Genomic DNA, 20,205 nt, shown 5'->3' with positions numbered 1-20,205 from the left:
ATTAGCAACGCTTTCAGAAAAATCCATAAACTCGCGAATATACCGTGACGCGCCTCAGAAGATAAAAAATATGGACTACACTGAAGTTCACATCGAAATCAATGGAGGATCATATGTTTAACCGACCGAGCCGAAAAGACGCCGATGAAAATGTTCAGGATATTCAGAACGATGTCAGTCAATTAGCCGATACCCTTGAAGACGTGCTGAAATCATGGGGAAGTGATGCCAAAGATGAAGCGGAAACCGCGCGGCGCAAAGCGCAGGCGTTGCTGAAAGAAACCCGTGCCCGTATGCATGGCCGCACGCGAGTAGAACGGGCGGCGCGTGATGCCGTGGGATGCGCGGATACCTTTGTGCGAGAAAAACCCTGGTGCAGCATGGGGACAGCCGCCGCTGTCGGCATCGTTGTCGGGGCGCTGTTAAGTTTACGCCGTTAACGGGGAATCTTGCCGGATGCGACGCAGAGCGTCTTATCCGGCCGACTGCGTGTCGGTTATGGCTTCCCGTAGCTGACGTGCGACCTGTTTTGCCATTTCCGCTGAAGTGATGTTGGTAAACGACAACAGCAGTCCTCCCCTTCCTTCTGACTTAAGCCGCCAGCGGCTCAATGCCTGCACCGCCAGTCCGGCCTGATTGGCTTTCGCCGTCAGCAACCGGTCATCAGCATCCACCGCAACAACCAGCTGAATGCCGCCTTCCTGCGGGACAACGGCGAATCCCTGCTCACGCAGCGCCTCTTCCATCCAAAGCCGTCGCCTGGCGTAATGCTGGCGCATCTTTTTCAAATGCCGCCAGAAATGACCATCGCGGATAAAATCCGCCAGCGTCTGCTGCCACAGCACCGGCACGCTACAGGCCATCAGCCCCGCCAGTTGACGAAAACGCGCCACCTGATTAAGCGGAACCACCAGCCATGCGGTACGCAGCGCCGGAAACAGCGACTTGCTGAACGTTCCGGCATAGATCACCCGCTGCGGCGCATCGAGGCTTTTCAGCGGCGGAAGCGGCTTGCCGTGGTAACGAAATTCACTGTCATAATCATCTTCGATAATCCATGCCTGCGCGCTCGCCGCCCATTCAAGTAGCTGGCGGCGACGGGTTAAAGAGAGCGCCACGCCGAGCGGGCTTTGGTGGGCCGGCGTTAACAACACAAAACGCGCCTGCGGGTAATCGTGAATACCTGCCGCCACATTCAGTCCATGATCATCGACCGGAACCGGCATTAGCCCGATATTTTCCTGGGCAATCACCGGGCGAATAAGGGGAAACCCGGGATCTTCAACCCACATGCCTTCTCCAGGTTTCGCCAGCGCGCGCAGGATAAGGGTCATTGAGGACGCATAGCCGGAAGTGATAAACACCTGTTCCGGCAGGCATTCAATACTGCGCGACACCCGCAGATAATCGACAATGGCCTCGCGCAAAATCGCTTCGCCGCAGACGTCGCCTAATGCGAGATCAAAGCGGGTCTGCGTACGCAGGCGACGCCCCATCACCCGCGCCCAAATCTCACGCGGGAAAAGATCCAGCGCAGGCAATCCCATTTGAAATGGATCGGGCGTCTGGCTTTCTCCGGCGAAAACGGCAGGCGTAGCGACCGTTTTTTCTGGACGTACATGCCCGCTGACAAACGTACCGGCCTGCCCGCGCCGCTCCAGCCAGCCTTGCGCCACCAGCTCGCCGTACGCGTTTTCAACCGTCGAGCGTGAAACGCCTAACTCTTGCGACCATGTCCGGCTGGACGGCAAACGCGCCCCGGCCTTGAGTTCGCCATGCTCAATGGCGTTTTTTAACTGACGGGCGATTTGCTGGTAGCGTGGCACAGGTGAACGATCCTTTATGGTCTGCTTTTTTCATAAAAATATGGCTCTCTTTAGCAGTCCATTATAGTGCTACATTGCTGACGTCTAAACGAGGAGAAGTATGATGACGACATTACGTCAGCCCTATTATGAACTTAGCCCTGAAGTCTATAGTGCGCTGGGCCAGGCTAAAAAAGCGTTGGAAAACAGCGCGCTGGACACCACGCTGATGGAACTGATTTATCTGCGTATCTCACAGATCAACGGTTGCGCATTTTGTCTGGAGATGCACAGCAAAGCCCTGCGTAAATCCGGCGTGGCGCAAAGCAAACTGGATGCGCTGGCCGGGTGGCGGGTAAGCCATCACTTCAGCGAACAGGAGCGTGCGGCGCTGGCCTGGGCGGAATCCGTCACGGATATCGCAAGAACGCATGCCGAAGATGACGCGTATCTGCCGCTACTCGAAAGTTTCAGCGCCCGTGAAATCAGCGATCTGACTTTTGCTATCAGTCTGATGAACTGCTTCAACCGTCTGGCTGTTGGGATGCGGATGTAAACCCGCTATTGCCGGATGGCGGCGTAAACGCCTTATCCGGCCTACACCGTAGGCCCGGTTAGCGTAAGCGCCATCGGGCGACGTTTAACCATACCCCCCCATTCCCGCTGAGCTAATCAGCAGAAGCAAATTAATCGATATTTCCCATATCTTGTGTGGTTGAAACTTTATTCATCTACATCTAGTATTCTCTCTATCAAGACACACACAACCCGACGCATATCATCGCGCCGTTCTCTCATTTTAAATGGAAATACGAATCATGCGCATTACTATTTACACTCGTAACGACTGTGTTCAGTGCCACGCCACCAAACGGGCGATGGAAAGCCGTGGATTTGACTTTGAGATGGTGAACGTCGATCTGGTTCCCGACGCGGCAGATACCCTGCGGGAAAAAGGTTTTCGCCAGCTGCCGGTGGTCATCGCGGGCGATACCAGTTGGTCAGGCTTCCGCCCGGATATGATCAACCGTCTGCATCCTGATGCGCGCGTGGCCAGCGCATGAGCCAACTCGTCTACTTTTCCAGTAGCTCCGAAAATACGCACCGCTTTATGCAGCGTCTGGGGCTGCCCGCTATTCGCATTCCGCTTAATGAACGCGAGCGAATCAGGGTAGACGAACCTTACATTCTGGTCGTCCCCTCTTACGGCGGCGGCGGTACGGCAGGCGCGGTTCCACGACAGGTGATCCGCTTTTTAAATGATGAACATAACCGGGCGTTAATTCGCGGCGTGATCGCCTCCGGCAACCGTAACTTTGGCGAGGCTTACGGTCGCGCTGGCGAGGTCATTTCACAAAAATGCGGCGTCCCCTGGCTGTACCGCTTTGAACTGATGGGAACGCAAAGCGACATCGACAACGTCCGAAAAGGAGTGAGCGAATTTTGGCAACGACAACCGCAGAACGTGTGAAGCAAGAAACGATGGATTATCACGCGCTGAATGCCATGCTGAATCTGTACGATAAAGCAGGCCATATTCAGTTCGACAAGGATCGGCAGGCGGTGGAGGTGTTCTTTGCCACCCATGTCCGCCCCAATTCCGTCGCCTTTGCCAGCCAGGACGAGCGCCTGGAGTATCTGCTTCGCGAAGGCTATTACGACGAAAGCGTTTTAACCCGCTACGATCGCGCTTTCGTGGTGAAGCTGTTTGCTCACGCCCACGCCAGCGGTTTTCGCTTCCAGACGTTCCTTGGCGCGTGGAAATATTACACCAGCTATACGCTGAAAACGTTCGACGGCAAACGCTACCTTGAAGACTTTGAAGACCGGGTGACAATGGTGGCGCTGACGCTGGCGCAGGGTAATGAAGCGCTGGCGATGCAGCTTACCGATGAAATCCTCTCCGGGCGCTTTCAGCCGGCCACGCCGACCTTCTTAAACTGCGGCAAACAACAGCGCGGCGAGCTGGTCTCCTGCTTCCTGTTACGCATTGAAGACAATATGGAGTCCATTGGTCGGGCGGTTAACTCGGCGCTACAGCTTTCCAAGCGCGGCGGCGGCGTGGCATTTTTGCTCTCGAATCTTCGTGAAGCGGGCGCGCCGATCAAGCGTATTGAGAACCAGTCCTCAGGCGTGATCCCGGTAATGAAGATGCTGGAAGACGCCTTTTCTTACGCTAATCAGTTAGGGGCGCGTCAGGGGGCGGGCGCCGTGTATCTGCATGCGCACCACCCGGATATCCTGCGTTTTCTCGACACGAAACGCGAAAACGCCGATGAAAAAATCCGCATTAAAACGCTGTCGCTGGGCGTGGTGATCCCGGACGTAACGTTCCGTCTGGCGAAAGAAAACGCGCAGATGGCGCTGTTCTCGCCTTACGATGTCGAACGCATTTACGGCAAACCGTTCGGAGATATCGCCATTAGCGAACGGTACGATGAGCTGCTCGCCGACGAACGCGTACGCAAGCAGTACATCAACGCGCGCGAATTTTTCCAGCGGCTCGCGGAAATCCAGTTTGAGTCAGGCTATCCCTACATCATGTACGAGGATACGGTAAACCGCGCGAATCCGATTGCCGGTCGCATCAACATGAGCAACCTGTGCTCGGAGATTTTGCAGGTCAACAGCGCCTCCACCTATGATGAAAATCTGGATTACGCGCAGACCGGGCATGATATCTCCTGCAACCTCGGTTCGCTGAACATCGCCCATACGATGGACTCCCCGAATTTTGGCCGCACGGTGGAAACGGCGATTCGCGGCCTGACGGCGGTGTCGGATATGAGCCATATCCGCAGCGTACCGTCAATTGAAGCCGGAAACGCCGCATCACACGCGATTGGCCTGGGGCAGATGAACCTGCACGGTTATCTGGCGCGAGAAGGCATTGCCTACGGCAGCCCGGAGGCGCTGGATTTCACCAACCTCTATTTCTACACCGTGACCTGGCACGCGCTGAATACCTCAATGATGATGGCGCGTGAACGCGGTAAAACCTTCGCCGGATTCAAACAATCGCGCTATGCCAGCGGCGAGTATTTCGAACAATATTTGCAGGGCGACTGGCAGCCGAAAACAGAAACGGTTCGTGCGCTCTTTGCCCGTAGCGGCATTACGCTTCCGGGCCGCGAAATGTGGGCGCGGCTGCGGGATGAGGTGATGCGCTACGGCATCTATAACCAGAATTTACAGGCGGTGCCGCCGACCGGTTCCATTTCCTATATCAACCACGCGACGTCAAGCATTCACCCGATCGTGTCGAAGATAGAGATCCGCAAAGAAGGAAAAACCGGGCGCGTTTACTACCCGGCCCCGTTTATGACCAATGAGAACCTGGACATGTACCAGGACGCCTATGAAATCGGCCCGGAAAAAATCATTGATACCTATGCCGAAGCCACACGCCACGTTGATCAGGGACTGTCGCTGACGCTGTTCTTCCCGGATACCGCGACAACCCGCGATATCAACAAAGCCCAGATTTACGCGTGGCGAAAAGGGATCAAAACGCTGTATTACATCCGTCTGCGTCAGCTGGCGCTGGAAGGTACTGAAATAGAAGGCTGCGTATCATGCGCGCTATAAGGAGAGCAGGATGAAACTATCACGCGTGAGCGCCATCAACTGGAACAAGATTCAGGATGATAAAGACCTGGAAGTGTGGAACCGCCTGACCAGCAACTTCTGGCTGCCGGAAAAGGTGCCGCTTTCCAATGACATCCCCGCCTGGCAGACGCTGAGCGCCGCCGAGCAGCAGCTTACCATCCGCGTGTTTACCGGATTAACGCTGCTCGACACCATTCAGAATATCGCCGGGGCCCCCGCGTTGATGCAGGACGCGCTGACGCCGCATGAAGAGGCGGTGCTGTCAAACATCAGCTTTATGGAAGCGGTACATGCCCGCTCGTACAGCTCGATTTTCTCTACGCTTTGCCAGACGAAAGACGTAGACGCGGCCTATGCCTGGAGTGAGGAAAATGCGCCGCTGCAACGCAAGGCGCAGATTATCCTGCAACATTACACCGCCGACAATCCGCTGAAAAAGAAAATCGCCAGCGTATTCCTGGAATCTTTCCTGTTCTATTCCGGCTTCTGGCTGCCAATGTATTTTTCCAGCCGGGGCAAGCTGACCAACACCGCCGACCTGATTCGTCTGATTATTCGTGACGAAGCGGTACATGGGTATTACATCGGCTATAAATACCAAAAAGGGCTGGAGAAACTGTCAGAATCCGAACGCGACGAATTGAAGCATTTCGCCCTTGATTTGCTGATGGAGCTTTATGACAACGAGTCTCGCTATACGGAAGAACTGTATGCCGAAACCGGTTGGGTGGCAGACGTTAACGCCTTTCTCTGTTACAACGCCAATAAAGCGTTGATGAACCTGGGCTACGAAGCGTTATTCCCCGCAGAAATGGCGGAGGTCAATCCTGCCATACTTGCTGCGCTGTCACCGAATGCGGATGAAAACCATGATTTCTTCTCCGGTTCAGGCTCCTCCTATGTGATGGGAAAAGCTATCGAAACCGAAGACGAAGACTGGAATTTTTGACGGCGATTATCGCGGTAAATATCGATCACACTTCCGCGATAATATTTTAACGGGATCACGTTTTTATCACACAATTATTTCTGTGTGATCTACACTCAATATCTGCCACATTATTCGCCTGAATTTCAGCAATTCAGGCGCATTTTCGGTGGTCGTTACAAAAAATATCGCTCTCCCCCCACTCCCGCTCAGCCCTTATATCATGGGAAATCCCGGCAAATGGCCTCCGGCAATATTTGTGTCTGAGGAAAATTCAGGGTTGTCTCAGATTCTCAGTATGTTAGGGTAGAAAAAGGTGACTATTTCTATCAGGTATCGTATCGACATAATAAATAACAGGAATCTTTCTATTGCATGGCAATTAAATTAGAAGTTAAGAATCTCTATAAGATATTTGGTGAGCATCCGCAGCGAGCTTTCAAATATATTGAAAAAGGACTTTCGAAAGAGCAAATTCTGGATAAAACAGGGCTATCGCTTGGCGTTAAAGACGCCAGTCTGGCCATTGAAGAAGGCGAGATTTTTGTCATCATGGGATTATCCGGTTCGGGTAAATCCACAATGGTACGCCTTCTCAATCGCCTGATTGAACCCACCCGCGGGCAAGTGCTGATCGACGGCGTTGATATTGCAAAAATATCTGACGCCGAGCTTCGCGAGGTGCGCAGAAAGAAAATTGCGATGGTTTTCCAGTCATTTGCATTAATGCCGCACATGACCGTACTGGATAATACGGCATTCGGCATGGAATTAGCCGGCGTTGCCGCTGAAGAGCGCCGTGAAAAAGCGCTGGATGCTTTACGCCAGGTGGGGCTGGAGAATTATGCGCACGGCTACCCGGATGAACTCTCCGGCGGTATGCGTCAGCGTGTCGGTCTGGCCCGCGCATTAGCGATCAACCCTGACATTCTGTTAATGGATGAGGCCTTCTCGGCGCTCGATCCCTTAATTCGTACCGAGATGCAGGATGAGCTGGTAAAACTACAGGCAAAACATCAGCGTACCGTCGTTTTTATTTCCCACGATCTCGATGAAGCGATGCGTATTGGCGATCGTATTGCCATTATGCAAAACGGCGAAGTCGTTCAGGTGGGAACGCCAGATGAAATTCTGAATAACCCGGCGAATGATTATGTCCGCACCTTCTTCCGTGGGGTCGATATTAGCCAGGTGTTCAGCGCCAAAGATATTGCCCGCCGCAGCCCGGTGGGATTAATTCGTAAAACGCCAGGTTTTGGTCCGCGTTCCGCACTGAAATTATTGCAGGATGAAGACCGTGAATTTGGTTATGTGATTGAACGCGGTAATAAGTTTGTCGGCATTGTTTCCATCGACTCATTAAAAGCGGCATTAAGCCAGGCGCAAGGTATTGAAGCAGCGCTTATTGACGAGTCACTGGCGGTGGATGCGCAAACACCTCTTAGCGAGTTGCTCTCTCATGTTGGCCAGGCGCCTTGTGCGGTGCCGGTTGTCGACGAGGAACAACAGTATGTCGGCATTATTTCAAAACGCATGCTGCTACAGGCTTTAGATCGCGAGGGGGCAAACAATGGCTGAACAAACTAATCCGTGGGATACCGCGCCAGCGGCGGATAGCGCCGCGCAATCCGCCGACGCCTGGGGAACGCCTTCGGGCGCGCCTGCCGATGGCGGCGGCGCAGACTGGCTGACCAGCGCGCCTGCGCCTGCGCCAGAACATTTTAATATTATGGACCCGTTCCATAAGACGCTGATCCCGCTGGACAGCTGGGTCACTGAAGGGATCGACTGGGTCGTTACGCATTTCCGCCCCGTTTTCCAGGGCATCCGTGTACCGGTGGATTACATTCTCAATGGCTTCCAGCAGCTGTTGCTGGGTATGCCAGCTCCGGTGGCGATTATCATTTTCGCACTGATCGCCTGGCAGATCTCCGGCCTGGGGATGGGGGCCGCCACGCTGGTGTCCCTGATTGCCATCGGCGCGATTGGCGCCTGGTCACAGGCGATGATTACCCTGGCGCTGGTGCTGACCGCCCTGCTGTTCTGCGTGGTCATCGGTTTGCCACTGGGGATATGGCTGGCGCGCAGTCCGCGTGCGGCGAAAATTGTCCGCCCGCTGCTGGATGCGATGCAAACAACGCCTGCGTTCGTCTATCTGGTGCCGATCGTGATGCTGTTCGGTATCGGTAACGTGCCGGGGGTGGTAGTGACCATTATCTTTGCCCTGCCGCCGATTGTGCGTCTGACCATTCTGGGGATTAACCAGGTTCCGGCGGATTTGATCGAAGCCTCACGCTCATTTGGCGCCAGTCCGCGTCAGATGCTGTTTAAAGTACAGCTACCGCTGGCCATGCCCACCATTATGGCGGGTGTTAACCAGACGCTCATGCTTGCCCTCTCCATGGTAGTGATCGCCTCTATGATTGCCGTCGGCGGGCTTGGTCAGATGGTGCTGCGTGGCATTGGCCGCCTCGACATGGGGCTGGCGACCGTCGGCGGGGTCGGTATTGTGATCCTCGCTATCATTCTGGACCGCCTGACCCAGGCCGTTGGTCGCGACTCGCGCAGCCGTGGCAACCGCCGCTGGTATACCACCGGTCCCGTTGGGCTTATCACTCGCCCTTTCGTTAAGTAATTCACCCGTTGCCCGGTGGCGCATTGCTTACCGGGTCTACAATTCATTAGCTTACACAGAATCGTTCAAGCTGCATCGCGGCGGCAAACGAATGTATCCCCAGGAGCGTACACGCAGTACGTGACCGGGGTGCATGAGTGCAGCCAACAAAGAGGCAGCTTGAAAGATGAAGTGTAATAAGGAACAACGATGCGACATAACATTCTATTTGCCACAGCGTTTGCCACCCTTGTCTCTACCAGCGCATTCGCTGCCGACCTGCCGGGCAAAGGCGTTACCGTACAGCCGGTGCAGAGCACCATCACCGAAGAAACCTTCCAGACGCTGCTGGTCAGCCGCGCGCTGGAGAAACTGGGTTATACCGTTAATAAGCCAAGCGAAGTTGATTACAACGTCGGTTACACCTCCATTGCCTCTGGCGATGCAACTTTTACCGCCGTGAACTGGCAGCCGCTGCATGATGATATGTACGCCGCTGCGGGCGGAGACAAAAAGTTCTATCGCGAGGGGGTATTCGTGACGGGCGCCGCGCAGGGTTATCTGATCGACAAGAAAACCGCTGAGCAGTACAAGATCACTAACCTCGCCCAGTTGAAAGACCCAAAAATCGCCAAAATCTTTGATACTAACGGCGACGGCAAAGCTGACATGATGGGTTGTTCACCAGGCTGGGGTTGTGAAGCGGTGATTAACCACCAGAACAAAGCGTTCGATCTGGAAAAAACCGTCGACGTCAGCCACGGTAACTATGCCGCGATGATGGCCGACACCATCACCCGCTTCAAAGAAGGCAAGCCGATTCTGTACTTCACCTGGACGCCGTACTGGGTGAGCGACGTGATGAAGCCGGGTAAAGATGTTGTCTGGTTGCAGGTGCCGTTCTCTTCCCTGCCGGGCGAGCAGAAAGACATTGATACTAAACTGCCGAACGGCGCGAACTATGGCTTCCCGGTGAACACCATGCACATTGTCGCCAACAAAGCCTGGGCAGAGAAAAACCCGGCGGCGGCGAAGCTGTTCGCCATCATGAAGGTGCCGCTGGCGGATATCAACGCGCAGAACGCGATGATGCATGAAGGCAAATCGTCCGAGGCTGATGTTCAGGGTCACGTTGACGGCTGGATCAAAGCCCACCAGCAGCAGTTTGACGGCTGGGTAAAAGAAGCGCTGGCCGCGCAGAAATAACCCACTCGTCGGCCTTAAAGCTGCGCGCCATCAGGCGCAGTAACCACACCAATGCCGGATGGTGGCGCGATGCGCCTTATCCGGCCTATACGCCCTCCCCCAACCGCACAATCCATCACTCAACAAACCACTCACATTCATAAACATCCGCTATGATTGATACCCCAGGAAATCATATCTGACTCAAAATAATGACCAAATCCACTCACGGGCTTAGCCCGGCGCTGATTGTTTTAATGTCCGTGGCAACCGGTCTGGCCGTCGCCAGTAACTATTACGCCCAGCCGCTGCTCGATACTATCGCAAACAATTTCTCGCTTTCCGCCAGCTCGGCGGGCTTTATCGTTACCGCCGCTCAGTTGGGCTATGCCGCCGGATTGCTCTTTCTGGTGCCGCTGGGCGATATGTTCGAGCGCCGGACGCTCATCGTCTCCATGACGCTGCTGGCCGCAGGCGGCATGCTGATTACCGCCAGCAGTCAGTCGCTCGGTATGATGATTCTCGGCACGGCGCTCACCGGGCTGTTCTCCGTCGTGGCGCAAATCCTGGTGCCGCTGGCGGCGACGCTCGCCACGCCGGATAAGCGCGGCAAAGTGGTCGGCACCATCATGAGCGGCCTGCTGCTGGGGATTTTACTGGCGCGTACCGTTGCCGGATTGCTGGCGAATCTTGGCGGCTGGCGCACCGTCTTCTGGGTCGCTTCTGTGCTGATGGCGCTGATGGCCGTCGCGCTGTGGCGCGGTTTACCAAAGGTGAAATCAGAAACGCATCTTAACTATCCGCAGCTATTGGGTTCCGTGTTCAGCCTGTTTATCCACGACGGCCTCCTGCGCACCCGCGCGTTGTTAGGCTGCCTGACGTTCGCCAACTTCAGCATTCTCTGGACATCGATGGCCTTTTTACTGGCCGCGCCGCCGTTTAACTATTCCGAAGGGATGATTGGGCTGTTTGGTCTGGCGGGAGCCGCTGGCGCGCTGGGCGCACGTCCGGCGGGCGGTTTTGCCGATAAAGGGAAGTCCCATCTCACCACGACTTTCGGCCTGCTGTTGCTGTTGCTCTCCTGGCTGGCTATCTGGTACGGACACAGCTCCGTGCTGGCGCTGATTATTGGCATCCTGGTGCTGGATCTCACCGTGCAGGGCGTACACATCACCAATCAGACGGTGATTTACCGCGTCCACCCGGATGCGCGTAACCGGCTCACCGCCGGGTATATGACCAGCTACTTTATCGGCGGCGCCGCCGGTTCGTTGATTTCGGCATCGGCCTGGCAGCATGCCGGCTGGGCCGGCGTTTGTCTGGCCGGTACCACCGTCGCCGCGCTCAATCTGCTGGTCTGGTGGCGAGGTTTTCACCGACAAGAAGCCGCAAATTAAGCAGATGGCAAGCGTTTACCTTTGATTGAGCTCCCCAGGGTGTTAAGGCGTCCCCCACTCTGTTAAGGTTATATGATTCATTTATGCTGGTTATTTTAACATCGGTGACGAATCAGATAATCTTATGGAAAGCCCTGCACCCCAGTCTGAGCCCCGTCCGGCAACATTAACGGAAGGATTCAAAGACAGTTTACCGATAGTCATAAGTTATATTCCGGTGGCGTTTGCGTTTGGCCTTAACGCCACCCGTCTGGGCTTTACTCCCCTCGAAAGCGTTTTTTTCTCCTGTATTATTTACGCAGGCGCCAGCCAGTTCGTCATCACCACCATGCTCGCGGCGGGCAGCACATTATGGGTCGCCGCGCTGACCGTGATGGCGATGGACGTACGCCATGTGCTGTACGGCCCTTCCCTGCGTAGTCGCATCAGCCAACGGCTCAGTAAACCTAAAACCGCCCTGTGGGCATTTGGTCTCACCGATGAAGTGTTTGCTGCCGCCACGGCCAAACTGGTGCGGGATAACCGCCGCTGGAGTGAAAACTGGATGATCGGCATCGCGTTCTGCTCCTGGGCCTCCTGGGTGCTCGGCACGGTCATTGGCGCATTTTCCGGGAGCGGATTGCTGAAAGGCTTCCCCGCCGTTGAGGCGGCATTAGGTTTTATGCTACCAGCCCTGTTTATGAGCTTTTTGCTCGCCTCTTTTCAACGCAAACAAACGCTGTGCGTCACGGCGGCGTTAATCGGCGCGCTGGCAGGCGTCACGCTGTTTTCCATTCCTGCGGCTATCCTGGCGGGTATCGCCAGCGGGTGTCTGACCGCCTTGATCCAGTCGTTCTGGCAAGGAGCGCCCGATGAGTTATGAGGTTTTGCTGCTGGGGCTGCTGGTTGGCTGCGCCAATTATTGTTTTCGTTATTTACCGCTTCGTCTGCGAATGGGAAACACCCGTCCCGCCAGGCGCGGGGCAACGGGCGTGTTGCTCGACACCATTGGCATCGCATCCATCTGCGCCCTGCTGGTGGTGTCTACGGCTCCCGAAGTGATGCACGACGCCAGCCGGTTCATTCCGACGCTGGTCGGGTTTGCCGTCCTGGGCGTCAGTTTCTACAAGACGCGCAGCATCATCATCCCAACGCTACTGAGCGCTCTGGGCTATGGACTCGCCTGGAAGATAGGGGTCATTTTATAACCCAAAAGAATCATTTTAAATTAATAATACATTTACTTTATTTGTCACTGTCGTTACTATATCGGCTGAAATTAATGAGGTCATGCCCAAATGGATAGTTCGTTTACGCCCATTGAACAAATGCTAAAATTTCGCGCCAGCCGCCACGAAGAGTTTCCTTACCAGGAGATCCTTCTGACCCGCCTTTGCATGCATATGCAAGGCAAACTGCTGGAAAACCGCAATAAGATGCTGAAAGCTCAAGGGATTAACGAGACGTTGTTTATGGCGTTGATTACGCTGGAGTCTCAGGAAAACCACAGTATTCAGCCATCTGAACTGAGTTGCGCGCTGGGCTCGTCCCGTACCAACGCAACACGTATCGCAGATGAGTTAGAGAAACGCGGCTGGATCGAACGTCGTGAAAGCGATAACGATCGTCGCTGCCTGCATCTGCAACTGACGGAGAAAGGTCACGCGTTTTTGCGCGAGGTGTTACCGCCTCAGCATCACTGCCTGCACCAGCTATGGTCCTCTCTCAGCACCGCCGAAAAAGATCAACTTGAGCACATCACTCGTAAGCTCCTGACGCGTCTCGATCAGATGGATCAGGATGGCGCCGTTCTTGAGGCGCTACGCTAACGCGTCGACACGCTCAATCATCCAGATTTATAAAAGAAAAAACTGACAGGCCAGCACGTCATACTGCTGGCCTTTCTGACAAAAACGTCGGCCCAGCCGATATGAAAAATAAGATCGTGGAGAACAACATGAGCGCAAATGCGGAGACTCAAACCCCGCAGCAACCGGTTAAGAAGAATGGCAAACGTAAAAGCGCGCTAATCCTTTTAACCTTGCTCTTTATCGCAATTGCCGTGGCATATGGGATTTATTGGTTTTTAGTACTGCGTCATATCGAAGAAACGGATGATGCGTACGTGGCAGGGAACCAGGTTCAAATCATGGCGCAGGTATCAGGCAGCGTGACGAAAGTCTGGGCTGATAACACTGACTTTGTAAAACAGGGCGACGTGCTGGTCACGCTCGACCAGACGGATGCCAGACAGGCATTCGAAAAAGCGAAAACGGCGCTGGCCTCCAGCGTTCGCCAGACGCACCAGTTGATGATCAATAGCAAGCAGCTCCAGGCCAGCATTGAAGTGCAGAAAACCGCACTGGCGCAGGCGCAAAGCGACTTTAATCGTCGCGTGCCGCTGGGCAATGCGAACCTGATTGGTCGCGAAGAGCTGCAACACGCGCGTGATGCCGTCGCCAGCGCGCAGGCGCAGCTGGATGTGGCAATTCAACAATATAACGCAAACCAGGCTATGATCCTCGGCAGCAAGCTGGAAGATCAGCCTGCCGTGCAACAGGCGGCTACGGAAGTGCGCAACGCCTGGCTGGCGCTGGAGCGTACCAAAATCGTCAGCCCGATGACCGGCTACGTCTCCCGCCGCGCCGTACAGCCTGGCGCGCAGATTAGCCCGACCACGCCGCTGATGGCGGTCGTGCCTGCCACCAACCTGTGGGTGGACGCGAACTTCAAAGAGACGCAGCTCGCCCATATGCGTATCGGCCAACCGGCAACGGTCATCAGCGATATTTACGGCGATGACGTGAAATACACCGGTAAGGTTGTCGGCCTGGATATGGGGACAGGCAGCGCCTTCTCCCTGCTTCCGGCGCAAAACGCGACCGGCAACTGGATCAAGGTCGTGCAGCGCTTGCCTGTACGTATTGAACTGGATGCGCAGCAACTGGCGCAGCATCCACTGCGTATCGGCTTATCAACCCTCGTCACCGTGGATACGTCGAACCGCGACGGACAGGTGCTGGCAAGCCAGGTTCGTAGTACCCCGGTTTCTGAGAGTAACGCACGAGAAATTAATCTCGCTCCGGTCAATAAGCTGATCGAAGAGATTGTGCAGGCCAACGCGGGATAATCCTGAGGTGCGTGTAATGCAACAGCAAAAACCGCTGGAAGGCGCGCAGCTGGTCATTATGACGATTGCGCTGTCGCTGGCGACATTCATGCAGGTGCTGGACTCCACCATTGCTAACGTGGCGATCCCCACCATCGCCGGGAACCTTGGCTCATCGTTGAGCCAGGGGACATGGGTTATCACCTCATTCGGGGTGGCGAACGCGATCTCCATCCCGATTACCGGCTGGCTGGCGAAACGCGTCGGGGAAGTGAAGCTGTTCATGTGGTCAACCGTCGCCTTTGCCATTGCGTCATGGGCGTGCGGGGTCTCCAACAGTCTGAACATGCTGATCTTCTTCCGCGTGGTTCAGGGTGTCGTCGCAGGGCCGTTAATCCCGCTCTCACAGAGCCTGTTGCTGAATAACTATCCTCCCGCAAAACGTTCTATCGCGCTGGCGCTATGGTCGATGACGGTGATTGTCGCGCCGATCTGCGGCCCGATACTGGGCGGCTACATCAGCGATAACTATCACTGGGGCTGGATTTTCTTCATCAACGTGCCGATTGGGGTTGCGGTCGTGCTGATGACGCTGCAAACCCTGCGCGGTCGCGAGACCCGCACCGAGCAGCGACGTATCGACGCTATCGGCCTGGCGCTGCTGGTGATTGGTATCGGCAGTCTACAGATCATGCTTGACCGCGGGAAAGAGCTGGACTGGTTCGCCTCGCAAGAGATTATCATCCTGACCGTGGTCGCCGTCATTGCCATCAGTTTCCTGATTGTCTGGGAGCTGACCGACGATAACCCAATCGTTGACCTCTCCTTGTTCAAGTCGCGTAACTTCACGATTGGCTGTTTGTGTATCAGTCTCGCCTATATGCTCTATTTCGGCGCGATTGTGTTGTTACCGCAGCTGTTGCAGGAGGTATACGGCTATACTGCGACGTGGGCCGGCCTGGCCTCAGCGCCGGTCGGGGTAATCCCGGTGATCCTGTCGCCGATTATCGGACGTTTCGCCCACAAGCTGGATATGCGCAGGCTGGTCACGTTCAGCTTTATCATGTATGCCGTCTGCTTTTACTGGCGTGCGTGGACGTTTGAGCCGGGTATGGATTTCGGCGCATCGGCCTGGCCGCAGTTTATTCAGGGCTTCGCCGTAGCCTGCTTCTTTATGCCGCTCACCACCATCACGCTCTCCGGCTTGCCGCCTGAACGTCTGGCGGCGGCGTCGAGCCTGTCTAACTTTACGCGAACGCTGGCGGGGTCAATTGGTACATCAATCACCACCACCATGTGGACCAACCGTGAGGCGATGCACCATTCGCAATTGACCGAGTCGGTGAACCCATACAACCCCAATGCCCAGGCGATGTACGATCAGCTACAGGGGCTGGGGATGACGCAGCAGCAGGCGTCAGGCTGGATCGCCCAGCAGATTACCAATCAGGGGCTGATTATTTCCGCCAATGAGATCTTCTGGATGTCGGCCGGGATCTTCCTCGTGCTGCTTGGGCTGGTCTGGTTCGCCAAACCACCTTTCGGCGCGGGCGGCGGCGGCGGAGGCGCGCATTAATGAAAAAGCCAGTTCATGATGAACTGGCTTTTTTTTGCCGGATGGCGGCTGCGCCTTATCCGGCCTACAGAACACGCACATTGTAGGCCCGGTAAGCATCGTGCCACCGGGCATTGCATTCGACTAGATATGCAGTTCCTGCAATTTATCTTTCGGCAGGGCCAGCTCTTCGTTGCTGTTGATGCGAACGTCGTGTTCCAGAATATGACGTGCAATATCCTGCGCTTCGCTCAGAGAGTGCATCTGATACGTACCGCACTGATAAACGTTCAGCTCCGGGATCTGATTCTGCTCCTTCACTTTCAGCACGTCAGCCATCGCGGCTTTCCAGGCGTCTGCCACACGTTGTTCGTCAGGCGTACCGATCAGGCTCATGTAGAAACCGGTACGGCAGCCCATCGGGGAGATATCGATAATCTCAACACCGTTGCCGTTCAGATGATTACGCATAAAGCCAGCGAACAGGTGCTCCAGCGTATGGATACCCTTCTCAGGCATCACTTCTTTATTCGGGATGCAGAAACGCAGGTCAAACACGGTAATGGTATCGCCATGCGGGGTGTTCATCGTTTTCGCGACCCGGACTGCTGGTGCTTCCATCCGGGTATGATCGACTGTGAAGCTATCTAACAACGGCATTTAGCCACCTCCGATAATATTTTTTAAAATAAACTGAACTCTTCGTTCCGGGGCGAGTCTGAGTATGTGAAAGACGCGCATTTGTTATCATCATCCCTGTTTTCAGAGATGAAATTTTGGCCACTCACGAGTGGCCTTTTTCTTTTCTGTCAGGCGTGCTTTTCCAGCCACGCATCAAACGGTTCGGTATCCGCCGCTTCAACCTCAAGCTGACGACGCGTTGACGCCTCACGCTCAGCAATGAAGTCCTCTTCACGCAAAATTTCCAGCGGTTCTTCGCGCAGCAGATTGCGATAAGCCTCGCCCAGCGCTTTGCCAGTGCCGCCAATCCCGGTATCAATCATCGATCGCAGAATACGCGCTGAGAACGTCAGCTCCGGGTTGTCGAAACAGGCAACCAGTTCATCACATACCTTCTGATAATCCTCTCCCCCGTGGATGCTGTCCAGCGTTTGCGCCACACGTTTCAGGTCGCGGAACAGATCTTTACCCACTTTCGGCAGCGGGAACTGCGCGGTTTCACAGCCAATCCCTAACGTCAGCCCTGGTTTACGCCCTTCCAGAATCACCCGATTCCAGTTTGTGCGCGTACACAGCAGCTCGTCGCTGCTCATTTCCGGCGCATCGGCCAGTACGCACCAGACCATAAACAGATCCAGGAAACGCACCTGCTGCTCGTCCACGCCAATGGGCGAGAACGGGTTAATATCCAGCGAACGCACTTCGATATATTCAATCCCGCCGCGCAGAAGCGCATCTGACGGCGTTTCTCCGCTACGCGTCACGCGTTTAGGGCGGATCGGCGCATACAGCTCGTTCTCAATCTGTAGCACGTTACTGTTGATTTGCAGGCGTTTACCGTCCTTCTCCAGACCGATCTCCGCATACTCCGTGGACGGCGTTTTGATCGCGCGCTTCAATCCTGCCACATATTCATGCAAATCGTTAAACGTAATTCCAAGATTGCTTTGCGACTTATTGGTATAACCCAGGTCGCTCAAACGCAGCGACGTAGCATACGGCAGGTAGTACATACCGCAGTCCGTTTTTTCAAACGGCAGCGTGGTGGGTTTGCCCTGCAAGAATGAGGAACAAATAGCCGGAGAGGCGCCAAACAGATACGGAATGACCCACCCAAAACGGTAATAGTTACGGATCAGGCGGAAATAACCTGCGGAAATTTTCTCTTTCGCATCTTCCCCGTCCACGACGCCACACTTCGCCTGCCAGAATGCCATCGGCAGCGAAAAATTGTAGTGTACGCCGGAGATGGTTTGCATCAACGCGCCGTAACGGTTTTTCAACCCTTCCCGGTAAAGCGTTTTCAAACGACCAATATTTGACGTACCGTACTGCGCCAGCTCAATATCCTGCCCTTCAGCAATATAGCAAGGCATACTCAGCGGCCACATTCGCTCATCACCCAAATTTCTGGCCGTATAGCGATGCAGGTCGCGCATCAATGTGAGCATATGCTGAATATCGCCGTCTACCGGGGTAATAAACTCCAGCAGGGCTTCAGCAAAATCTGTCGTGACCCATTTATGCGTCAGCGCCGAGCCTAACGCGTCAGGATGACCCGTGGTTGCCAGCGTGCCATCAGCGTTAACACGCAGCGTTTCGCGCTCCAGCCCGCGTTGAATCCCCTTTAGTGCCTGAGGATGCCTTTCCAGCCAGGTCAGAGCCTGTGATACGTCCGGGATCAAATTGACCTCCCGCCTGTCAAAATCGTTTTAATTAGCATAATTGTAATGGTGACGGTAAATGTCTATCCCACAATTAGTGCCACCACATAATGCCCTGAACCGTAGCGGCTGCGACGATAACGTAACGCAACGCTTTACCAAGGCATAAAAAAAAGAGCACTGGCCCCCACGAGATGCGCATCCATCCCGCTAACAGGCACAGCAAATCACCGATAACCGGCGCCCAGCTTAATAATAGTGTGACTGCACCGTAGCGCTTAAGCCAGCCAGTGGCTTTTTCCTGCCAGCGCGATGTTTTGCGCAACGGAAAAAAACGCCCAAGGATAACGTTAGTTAACCCTCCAAGGCTATTACCCATTGTTGCTGTTAAGACTAAGACCCAGGGATGACTTACCCCGGAGACTAACATGGCAACTAAAACAACTTCGGAATTACCGGGCAACAGCGTGGCGCTGAGAAAACTGCTGGCAAACAGTGACAGGAGCGACAGCCCGTCACTCACAATAGTCGAACGTCCACGGCATCCATTCCCGCCGCGCGTGCTGCCTGCAAGCCGAAATCCGCATCCTCAAACACGACGCATTGCGTCGGCACAACGCCCATACGCTCCGCACACAGCAGGAACGTGTCCGGCGCGGGTTTGTGGTGCAGAACATGATCCGCAGCGACAACTGCATCAAAATAACGACGCAGCCCCAGATGGGTCAATAGCGCTTCGGCAATTGCGCTTTCGCTGCCCGTTCCCACCGACAGAGGTCGACGGCCATACCAGGCTTTGACCACCTCAACCAGCGGCAGAGGCTCTACGCTATCCAGCAACATGCTTTTCACTGCATCAGTTTTTTCTTGCGCCAGCGCATGAGGGTCAAGATCGGCGTGATTCAGTTCGATAATCGACTGCGCGATACGCCAGGTTGGAGAACCGTTAAGCGCCACCATCGCTTGCAGATCAAAGCGAAGACCATAGCGCCCTAATACCTCGTCCCACGCCTTACGGTGCGTCGGCTCGGTATCCAGGATGGTGCCATCCATATCAAAAATCAAACCCGCATAACGTTCGTACATCGTGTTCTCACAAACCAAATGACCAGATGTTACTTTATCGTAATTGACTGATTTTGTCGCTGACAGAGAAATGAGGATTGTTCAGGGTAGAGAGGTAATGGAGGTATTCAGGAGAAGATGGTGGAGAAGGATGGTGCATCCGGGAGGATTACTCGGCTGCGCCTCGCCCTACGGGCCGTTGCTGAAGCAACGTTATCCTCCCTGGTGCTTGCGACGATTTCGCAGACCATGAAACAACAGCGTAACTGTTATAACGGAGAAGATGGTGCATCCGGGAGGATTCGAACCTCCGACCGCTCGGTTCGTAGCCGAGTACTCTATCCAGCTGAGCTACGGATGCATCGGGAAACTTACTTTATTGCAGATTTTGATACCGCTACTAAAGCCGTATCAAGTAAGAGATGGTGCATCCGGGAGGATTACTCGGCTGCGCCTCGCCCTACGGGCCGTTGCTGAAGCAACGTTATCCTCCCTGGTGCTTGCGATAGCTTCGCAGACCATGAAACAACAGCGTAGCTGTTATATCGGGGAAGATGGTGCATCCGGGAGGATTCGAACCTCCGACCGCTCGGTTCGTAGCCGAGTACTCTATC

At 54.8% G+C, this 20,205-nt stretch carries 20 protein-coding genes and 1 tRNA gene; 15 read left to right on the top strand and 6 right to left on the bottom strand.

Annotation, left to right across the window (positions count from 1 at the left end):
* Positions 1 to 113 precede the first annotated feature (113 nt).
* A complete protein-coding gene (locus OGY62_RS22300) occupies positions 114 to 440 on the top strand; it encodes an ElaB/YgaM/YqjD family protein (protein ID WP_286460555.1) in 327 nt (108 codons plus the stop codon).
* Positions 441 to 473: 33 nt separating this feature from the next.
* Here OGY62_RS22300 and pdxR read toward each other — a convergent pair whose 3' ends face one another.
* Positions 474 to 1,826 carry a MocR-like pyridoxine biosynthesis transcription factor PdxR gene (gene pdxR, locus OGY62_RS22295; protein WP_286460554.1) on the bottom strand — a complete coding sequence of 451 codons (1,353 nt, stop codon included), beginning with the start codon at positions 1,824 to 1,826 and terminating at the stop codon, positions 474 to 476.
* A gap of 103 nt (positions 1,827 to 1,929) precedes the next feature.
* On the opposite strand from pdxR, the gene OGY62_RS22290 reads away from it, so the two are divergent.
* The 14 genes from OGY62_RS22290 to emrB all read left to right on the top strand — a co-directional run bounded on the left by OGY62_RS22290 (position 1,930) and on the right by emrB (position 16,202).
* Complete coding sequence (locus OGY62_RS22290) at positions 1,930 to 2,361, top strand: carboxymuconolactone decarboxylase family protein (protein ID WP_024130881.1); 432 nt, start codon at positions 1,930 to 1,932, stop codon at positions 2,359 to 2,361.
* Positions 2,362 to 2,623: 262 nt separating this feature from the next.
* Positions 2,624 to 2,869, top strand: a complete 246-nt coding sequence (gene nrdH / locus OGY62_RS22285) for a glutaredoxin-like protein NrdH (RefSeq protein ID WP_024130882.1) — start codon at positions 2,624 to 2,626, stop codon at positions 2,867 to 2,869.
* On the top strand, positions 2,866 to 3,276 hold the full coding sequence (nrdI, locus tag OGY62_RS22280; protein WP_012134787.1) for a class Ib ribonucleoside-diphosphate reductase assembly flavoprotein NrdI: 411 nt from the start codon (positions 2,866 to 2,868) through the stop codon (positions 3,274 to 3,276). Before nrdH ends, nrdI begins: the two co-directional genes overlap by 4 nt.
* Positions 3,249 to 5,393, top strand: a complete 2,145-nt coding sequence (gene nrdE, locus OGY62_RS22275) for a class 1b ribonucleoside-diphosphate reductase subunit alpha (RefSeq protein ID WP_248622639.1) — start codon at positions 3,249 to 3,251, stop codon at positions 5,391 to 5,393. The genes nrdI and nrdE overlap by 28 nt, the downstream gene beginning before the upstream one ends.
* A gap of 10 nt (positions 5,394 to 5,403) precedes the next feature.
* Complete coding sequence (gene nrdF / locus OGY62_RS22270; protein WP_012134789.1) at positions 5,404 to 6,363, top strand: class 1b ribonucleoside-diphosphate reductase subunit beta; 960 nt, start codon at positions 5,404 to 5,406, stop codon at positions 6,361 to 6,363.
* A gap of 354 nt (positions 6,364 to 6,717) precedes the next feature.
* Positions 6,718 to 7,920, top strand: coding sequence for a glycine betaine/L-proline ABC transporter ATP-binding protein ProV (gene proV, locus OGY62_RS22265; protein ID WP_012134791.1), 1,203 nt, complete (start codon positions 6,718 to 6,720; stop codon positions 7,918 to 7,920).
* Positions 7,913 to 8,977: a glycine betaine/L-proline ABC transporter permease ProW gene (proW, locus tag OGY62_RS22260; protein WP_047461746.1), complete on the top strand. Its 1,065-nt coding sequence runs from the start codon at positions 7,913 to 7,915 to the stop codon at positions 8,975 to 8,977. Before proV ends, proW begins: the two co-directional genes overlap by 8 nt.
* Positions 8,978 to 9,166: 189 nt before the next feature.
* The gene (proX, locus tag OGY62_RS22255; protein ID WP_286460553.1) at positions 9,167 to 10,162 is read left to right on the top strand and encodes a glycine betaine/L-proline ABC transporter substrate-binding protein ProX; all 996 of its coding nucleotides are present in this window, start codon (positions 9,167 to 9,169) and stop codon (positions 10,160 to 10,162) included.
* A 191-nt stretch (positions 10,163 to 10,353) separates the two neighbouring features.
* On the top strand, positions 10,354 to 11,538 hold the full coding sequence (locus tag OGY62_RS22250) for an MFS transporter (RefSeq protein ID WP_012134794.1): 1,185 nt from the start codon (positions 10,354 to 10,356) through the stop codon (positions 11,536 to 11,538).
* Positions 11,539 to 11,662: 124 nt separating this feature from the next.
* Positions 11,663 to 12,400, top strand: a complete 738-nt coding sequence (locus OGY62_RS22245) for an AzlC family ABC transporter permease (protein ID WP_012134795.1) — start codon at positions 11,663 to 11,665, stop codon at positions 12,398 to 12,400.
* The gene (gene ygaH / locus OGY62_RS22240) at positions 12,390 to 12,725 is read left to right on the top strand and encodes an L-valine transporter subunit YgaH (RefSeq protein WP_047461737.1); all 336 of its coding nucleotides are present in this window, start codon (positions 12,390 to 12,392) and stop codon (positions 12,723 to 12,725) included. The genes OGY62_RS22245 and ygaH overlap by 11 nt, the downstream gene beginning before the upstream one ends.
* Positions 12,726 to 12,815: 90 nt before the next feature.
* A complete protein-coding gene (gene mprA, locus OGY62_RS22235) occupies positions 12,816 to 13,346 on the top strand; it encodes a transcriptional repressor MprA (RefSeq protein ID WP_012134797.1) in 531 nt (176 codons plus the stop codon).
* Between the two features lie 128 nt (positions 13,347 to 13,474).
* Positions 13,475 to 14,647 (top strand): multidrug efflux MFS transporter periplasmic adaptor subunit EmrA, encoded by a 1,173-nt coding sequence (gene emrA / locus OGY62_RS22230; RefSeq protein ID WP_024130884.1) that lies wholly within the window; start codon positions 13,475 to 13,477, stop codon positions 14,645 to 14,647.
* Between the two features lie 16 nt (positions 14,648 to 14,663).
* Entirely contained in the window at positions 14,664 to 16,202 is a 1,539-nt protein-coding gene (gene emrB / locus OGY62_RS22225; protein WP_012134799.1) for a multidrug efflux MFS transporter permease subunit EmrB, read from the top strand.
* A gap of 123 nt (positions 16,203 to 16,325) precedes the next feature.
* Here emrB and luxS read toward each other — a convergent pair whose 3' ends face one another.
* The 5 genes from luxS to OGY62_RS22200 all read right to left on the bottom strand — a co-directional run bounded on the left by luxS (position 16,326) and on the right by OGY62_RS22200 (position 19,952).
* Positions 16,326 to 16,841, bottom strand: coding sequence for an S-ribosylhomocysteine lyase (gene luxS / locus OGY62_RS22220; RefSeq protein ID WP_012134800.1), 516 nt, complete (start codon positions 16,839 to 16,841; stop codon positions 16,326 to 16,328).
* Between the two features lie 149 nt (positions 16,842 to 16,990).
* Positions 16,991 to 18,547: a glutamate--cysteine ligase gene (gene gshA, locus OGY62_RS22215; protein WP_012134801.1), complete on the bottom strand. Its 1,557-nt coding sequence runs from the start codon at positions 18,545 to 18,547 to the stop codon at positions 16,991 to 16,993.
* A gap of 73 nt (positions 18,548 to 18,620) precedes the next feature.
* Positions 18,621 to 19,049 carry a YqaA family protein gene (locus OGY62_RS22210; protein ID WP_012134802.1) on the bottom strand — a complete coding sequence of 143 codons (429 nt, stop codon included), beginning with the start codon at positions 19,047 to 19,049 and terminating at the stop codon, positions 18,621 to 18,623.
* Entirely contained in the window at positions 19,046 to 19,612 is a 567-nt protein-coding gene (yqaB, locus tag OGY62_RS22205) for a fructose-1-phosphate/6-phosphogluconate phosphatase (protein ID WP_012134803.1), read from the bottom strand. Before yqaB ends, OGY62_RS22210 begins: the two co-directional genes overlap by 4 nt.
* A gap of 263 nt (positions 19,613 to 19,875) precedes the next feature.
* Positions 19,876 to 19,952 (bottom strand) — tRNA-Arg (locus OGY62_RS22200).
* Positions 19,953 to 20,205: the final 253 nt, after the last annotated feature.

The organism is Citrobacter sp. CK198 (assembly GCF_030333295.1).
GTDB classification, from domain to species: domain Bacteria; phylum Pseudomonadota; class Gammaproteobacteria; order Enterobacterales; family Enterobacteriaceae; genus Citrobacter_B; species Citrobacter_B koseri.
This window is presented reverse-complemented; position numbering and strand designations above follow the sequence as displayed.

Excerpts from the sequence above, each read along its gene's own strand:
- OGY62_RS22300 (WP_286460555.1), top strand. The coding sequence starts at position 114 with ATGTTTAACCGACCGAGCCGAAAAGACGCCGATGAAAATGTTCAGGAT.
- OGY62_RS22290 (WP_024130881.1), top strand. The coding sequence starts at position 1,930 with ATGACGACATTACGTCAGCCCTATTATGAACTTAGCCCTGAAGTCTAT.
- nrdH (WP_024130882.1), top strand. The coding sequence starts at position 2,624 with ATGCGCATTACTATTTACACTCGTAACGACTGTGTTCAGTGCCACGCC.
- nrdI (WP_012134787.1), top strand. The coding sequence starts at position 2,866 with ATGAGCCAACTCGTCTACTTTTCCAGTAGCTCCGAAAATACGCACCGC.
- nrdF (WP_012134789.1), top strand. The coding sequence starts at position 5,404 with ATGAAACTATCACGCGTGAGCGCCATCAACTGGAACAAGATTCAGGAT.
- proV (WP_012134791.1), top strand. The coding sequence starts at position 6,718 with ATGGCAATTAAATTAGAAGTTAAGAATCTCTATAAGATATTTGGTGAG.
- proW (WP_047461746.1), top strand. The coding sequence starts at position 7,913 with ATGGCTGAACAAACTAATCCGTGGGATACCGCGCCAGCGGCGGATAGC.
- proX (WP_286460553.1), top strand. The coding sequence starts at position 9,167 with ATGCGACATAACATTCTATTTGCCACAGCGTTTGCCACCCTTGTCTCT.
- OGY62_RS22250 (WP_012134794.1), top strand. The coding sequence starts at position 10,354 with ATGACCAAATCCACTCACGGGCTTAGCCCGGCGCTGATTGTTTTAATG.
- OGY62_RS22245 (WP_012134795.1), top strand. The coding sequence starts at position 11,663 with ATGGAAAGCCCTGCACCCCAGTCTGAGCCCCGTCCGGCAACATTAACG.
- ygaH (WP_047461737.1), top strand. The coding sequence starts at position 12,390 with ATGAGTTATGAGGTTTTGCTGCTGGGGCTGCTGGTTGGCTGCGCCAAT.
- mprA (WP_012134797.1), top strand. The coding sequence starts at position 12,816 with ATGGATAGTTCGTTTACGCCCATTGAACAAATGCTAAAATTTCGCGCC.
- emrA (WP_024130884.1), top strand. The coding sequence starts at position 13,475 with ATGAGCGCAAATGCGGAGACTCAAACCCCGCAGCAACCGGTTAAGAAG.
- emrB (WP_012134799.1), top strand. The coding sequence starts at position 14,664 with ATGCAACAGCAAAAACCGCTGGAAGGCGCGCAGCTGGTCATTATGACG.
- luxS (WP_012134800.1), bottom strand. The coding sequence starts at position 16,841 with ATGCCGTTGTTAGATAGCTTCACAGTCGATCATACCCGGATGGAAGCA.
- yqaB (WP_012134803.1), bottom strand. The coding sequence starts at position 19,612 with ATGTACGAACGTTATGCGGGTTTGATTTTTGATATGGATGGCACCATC.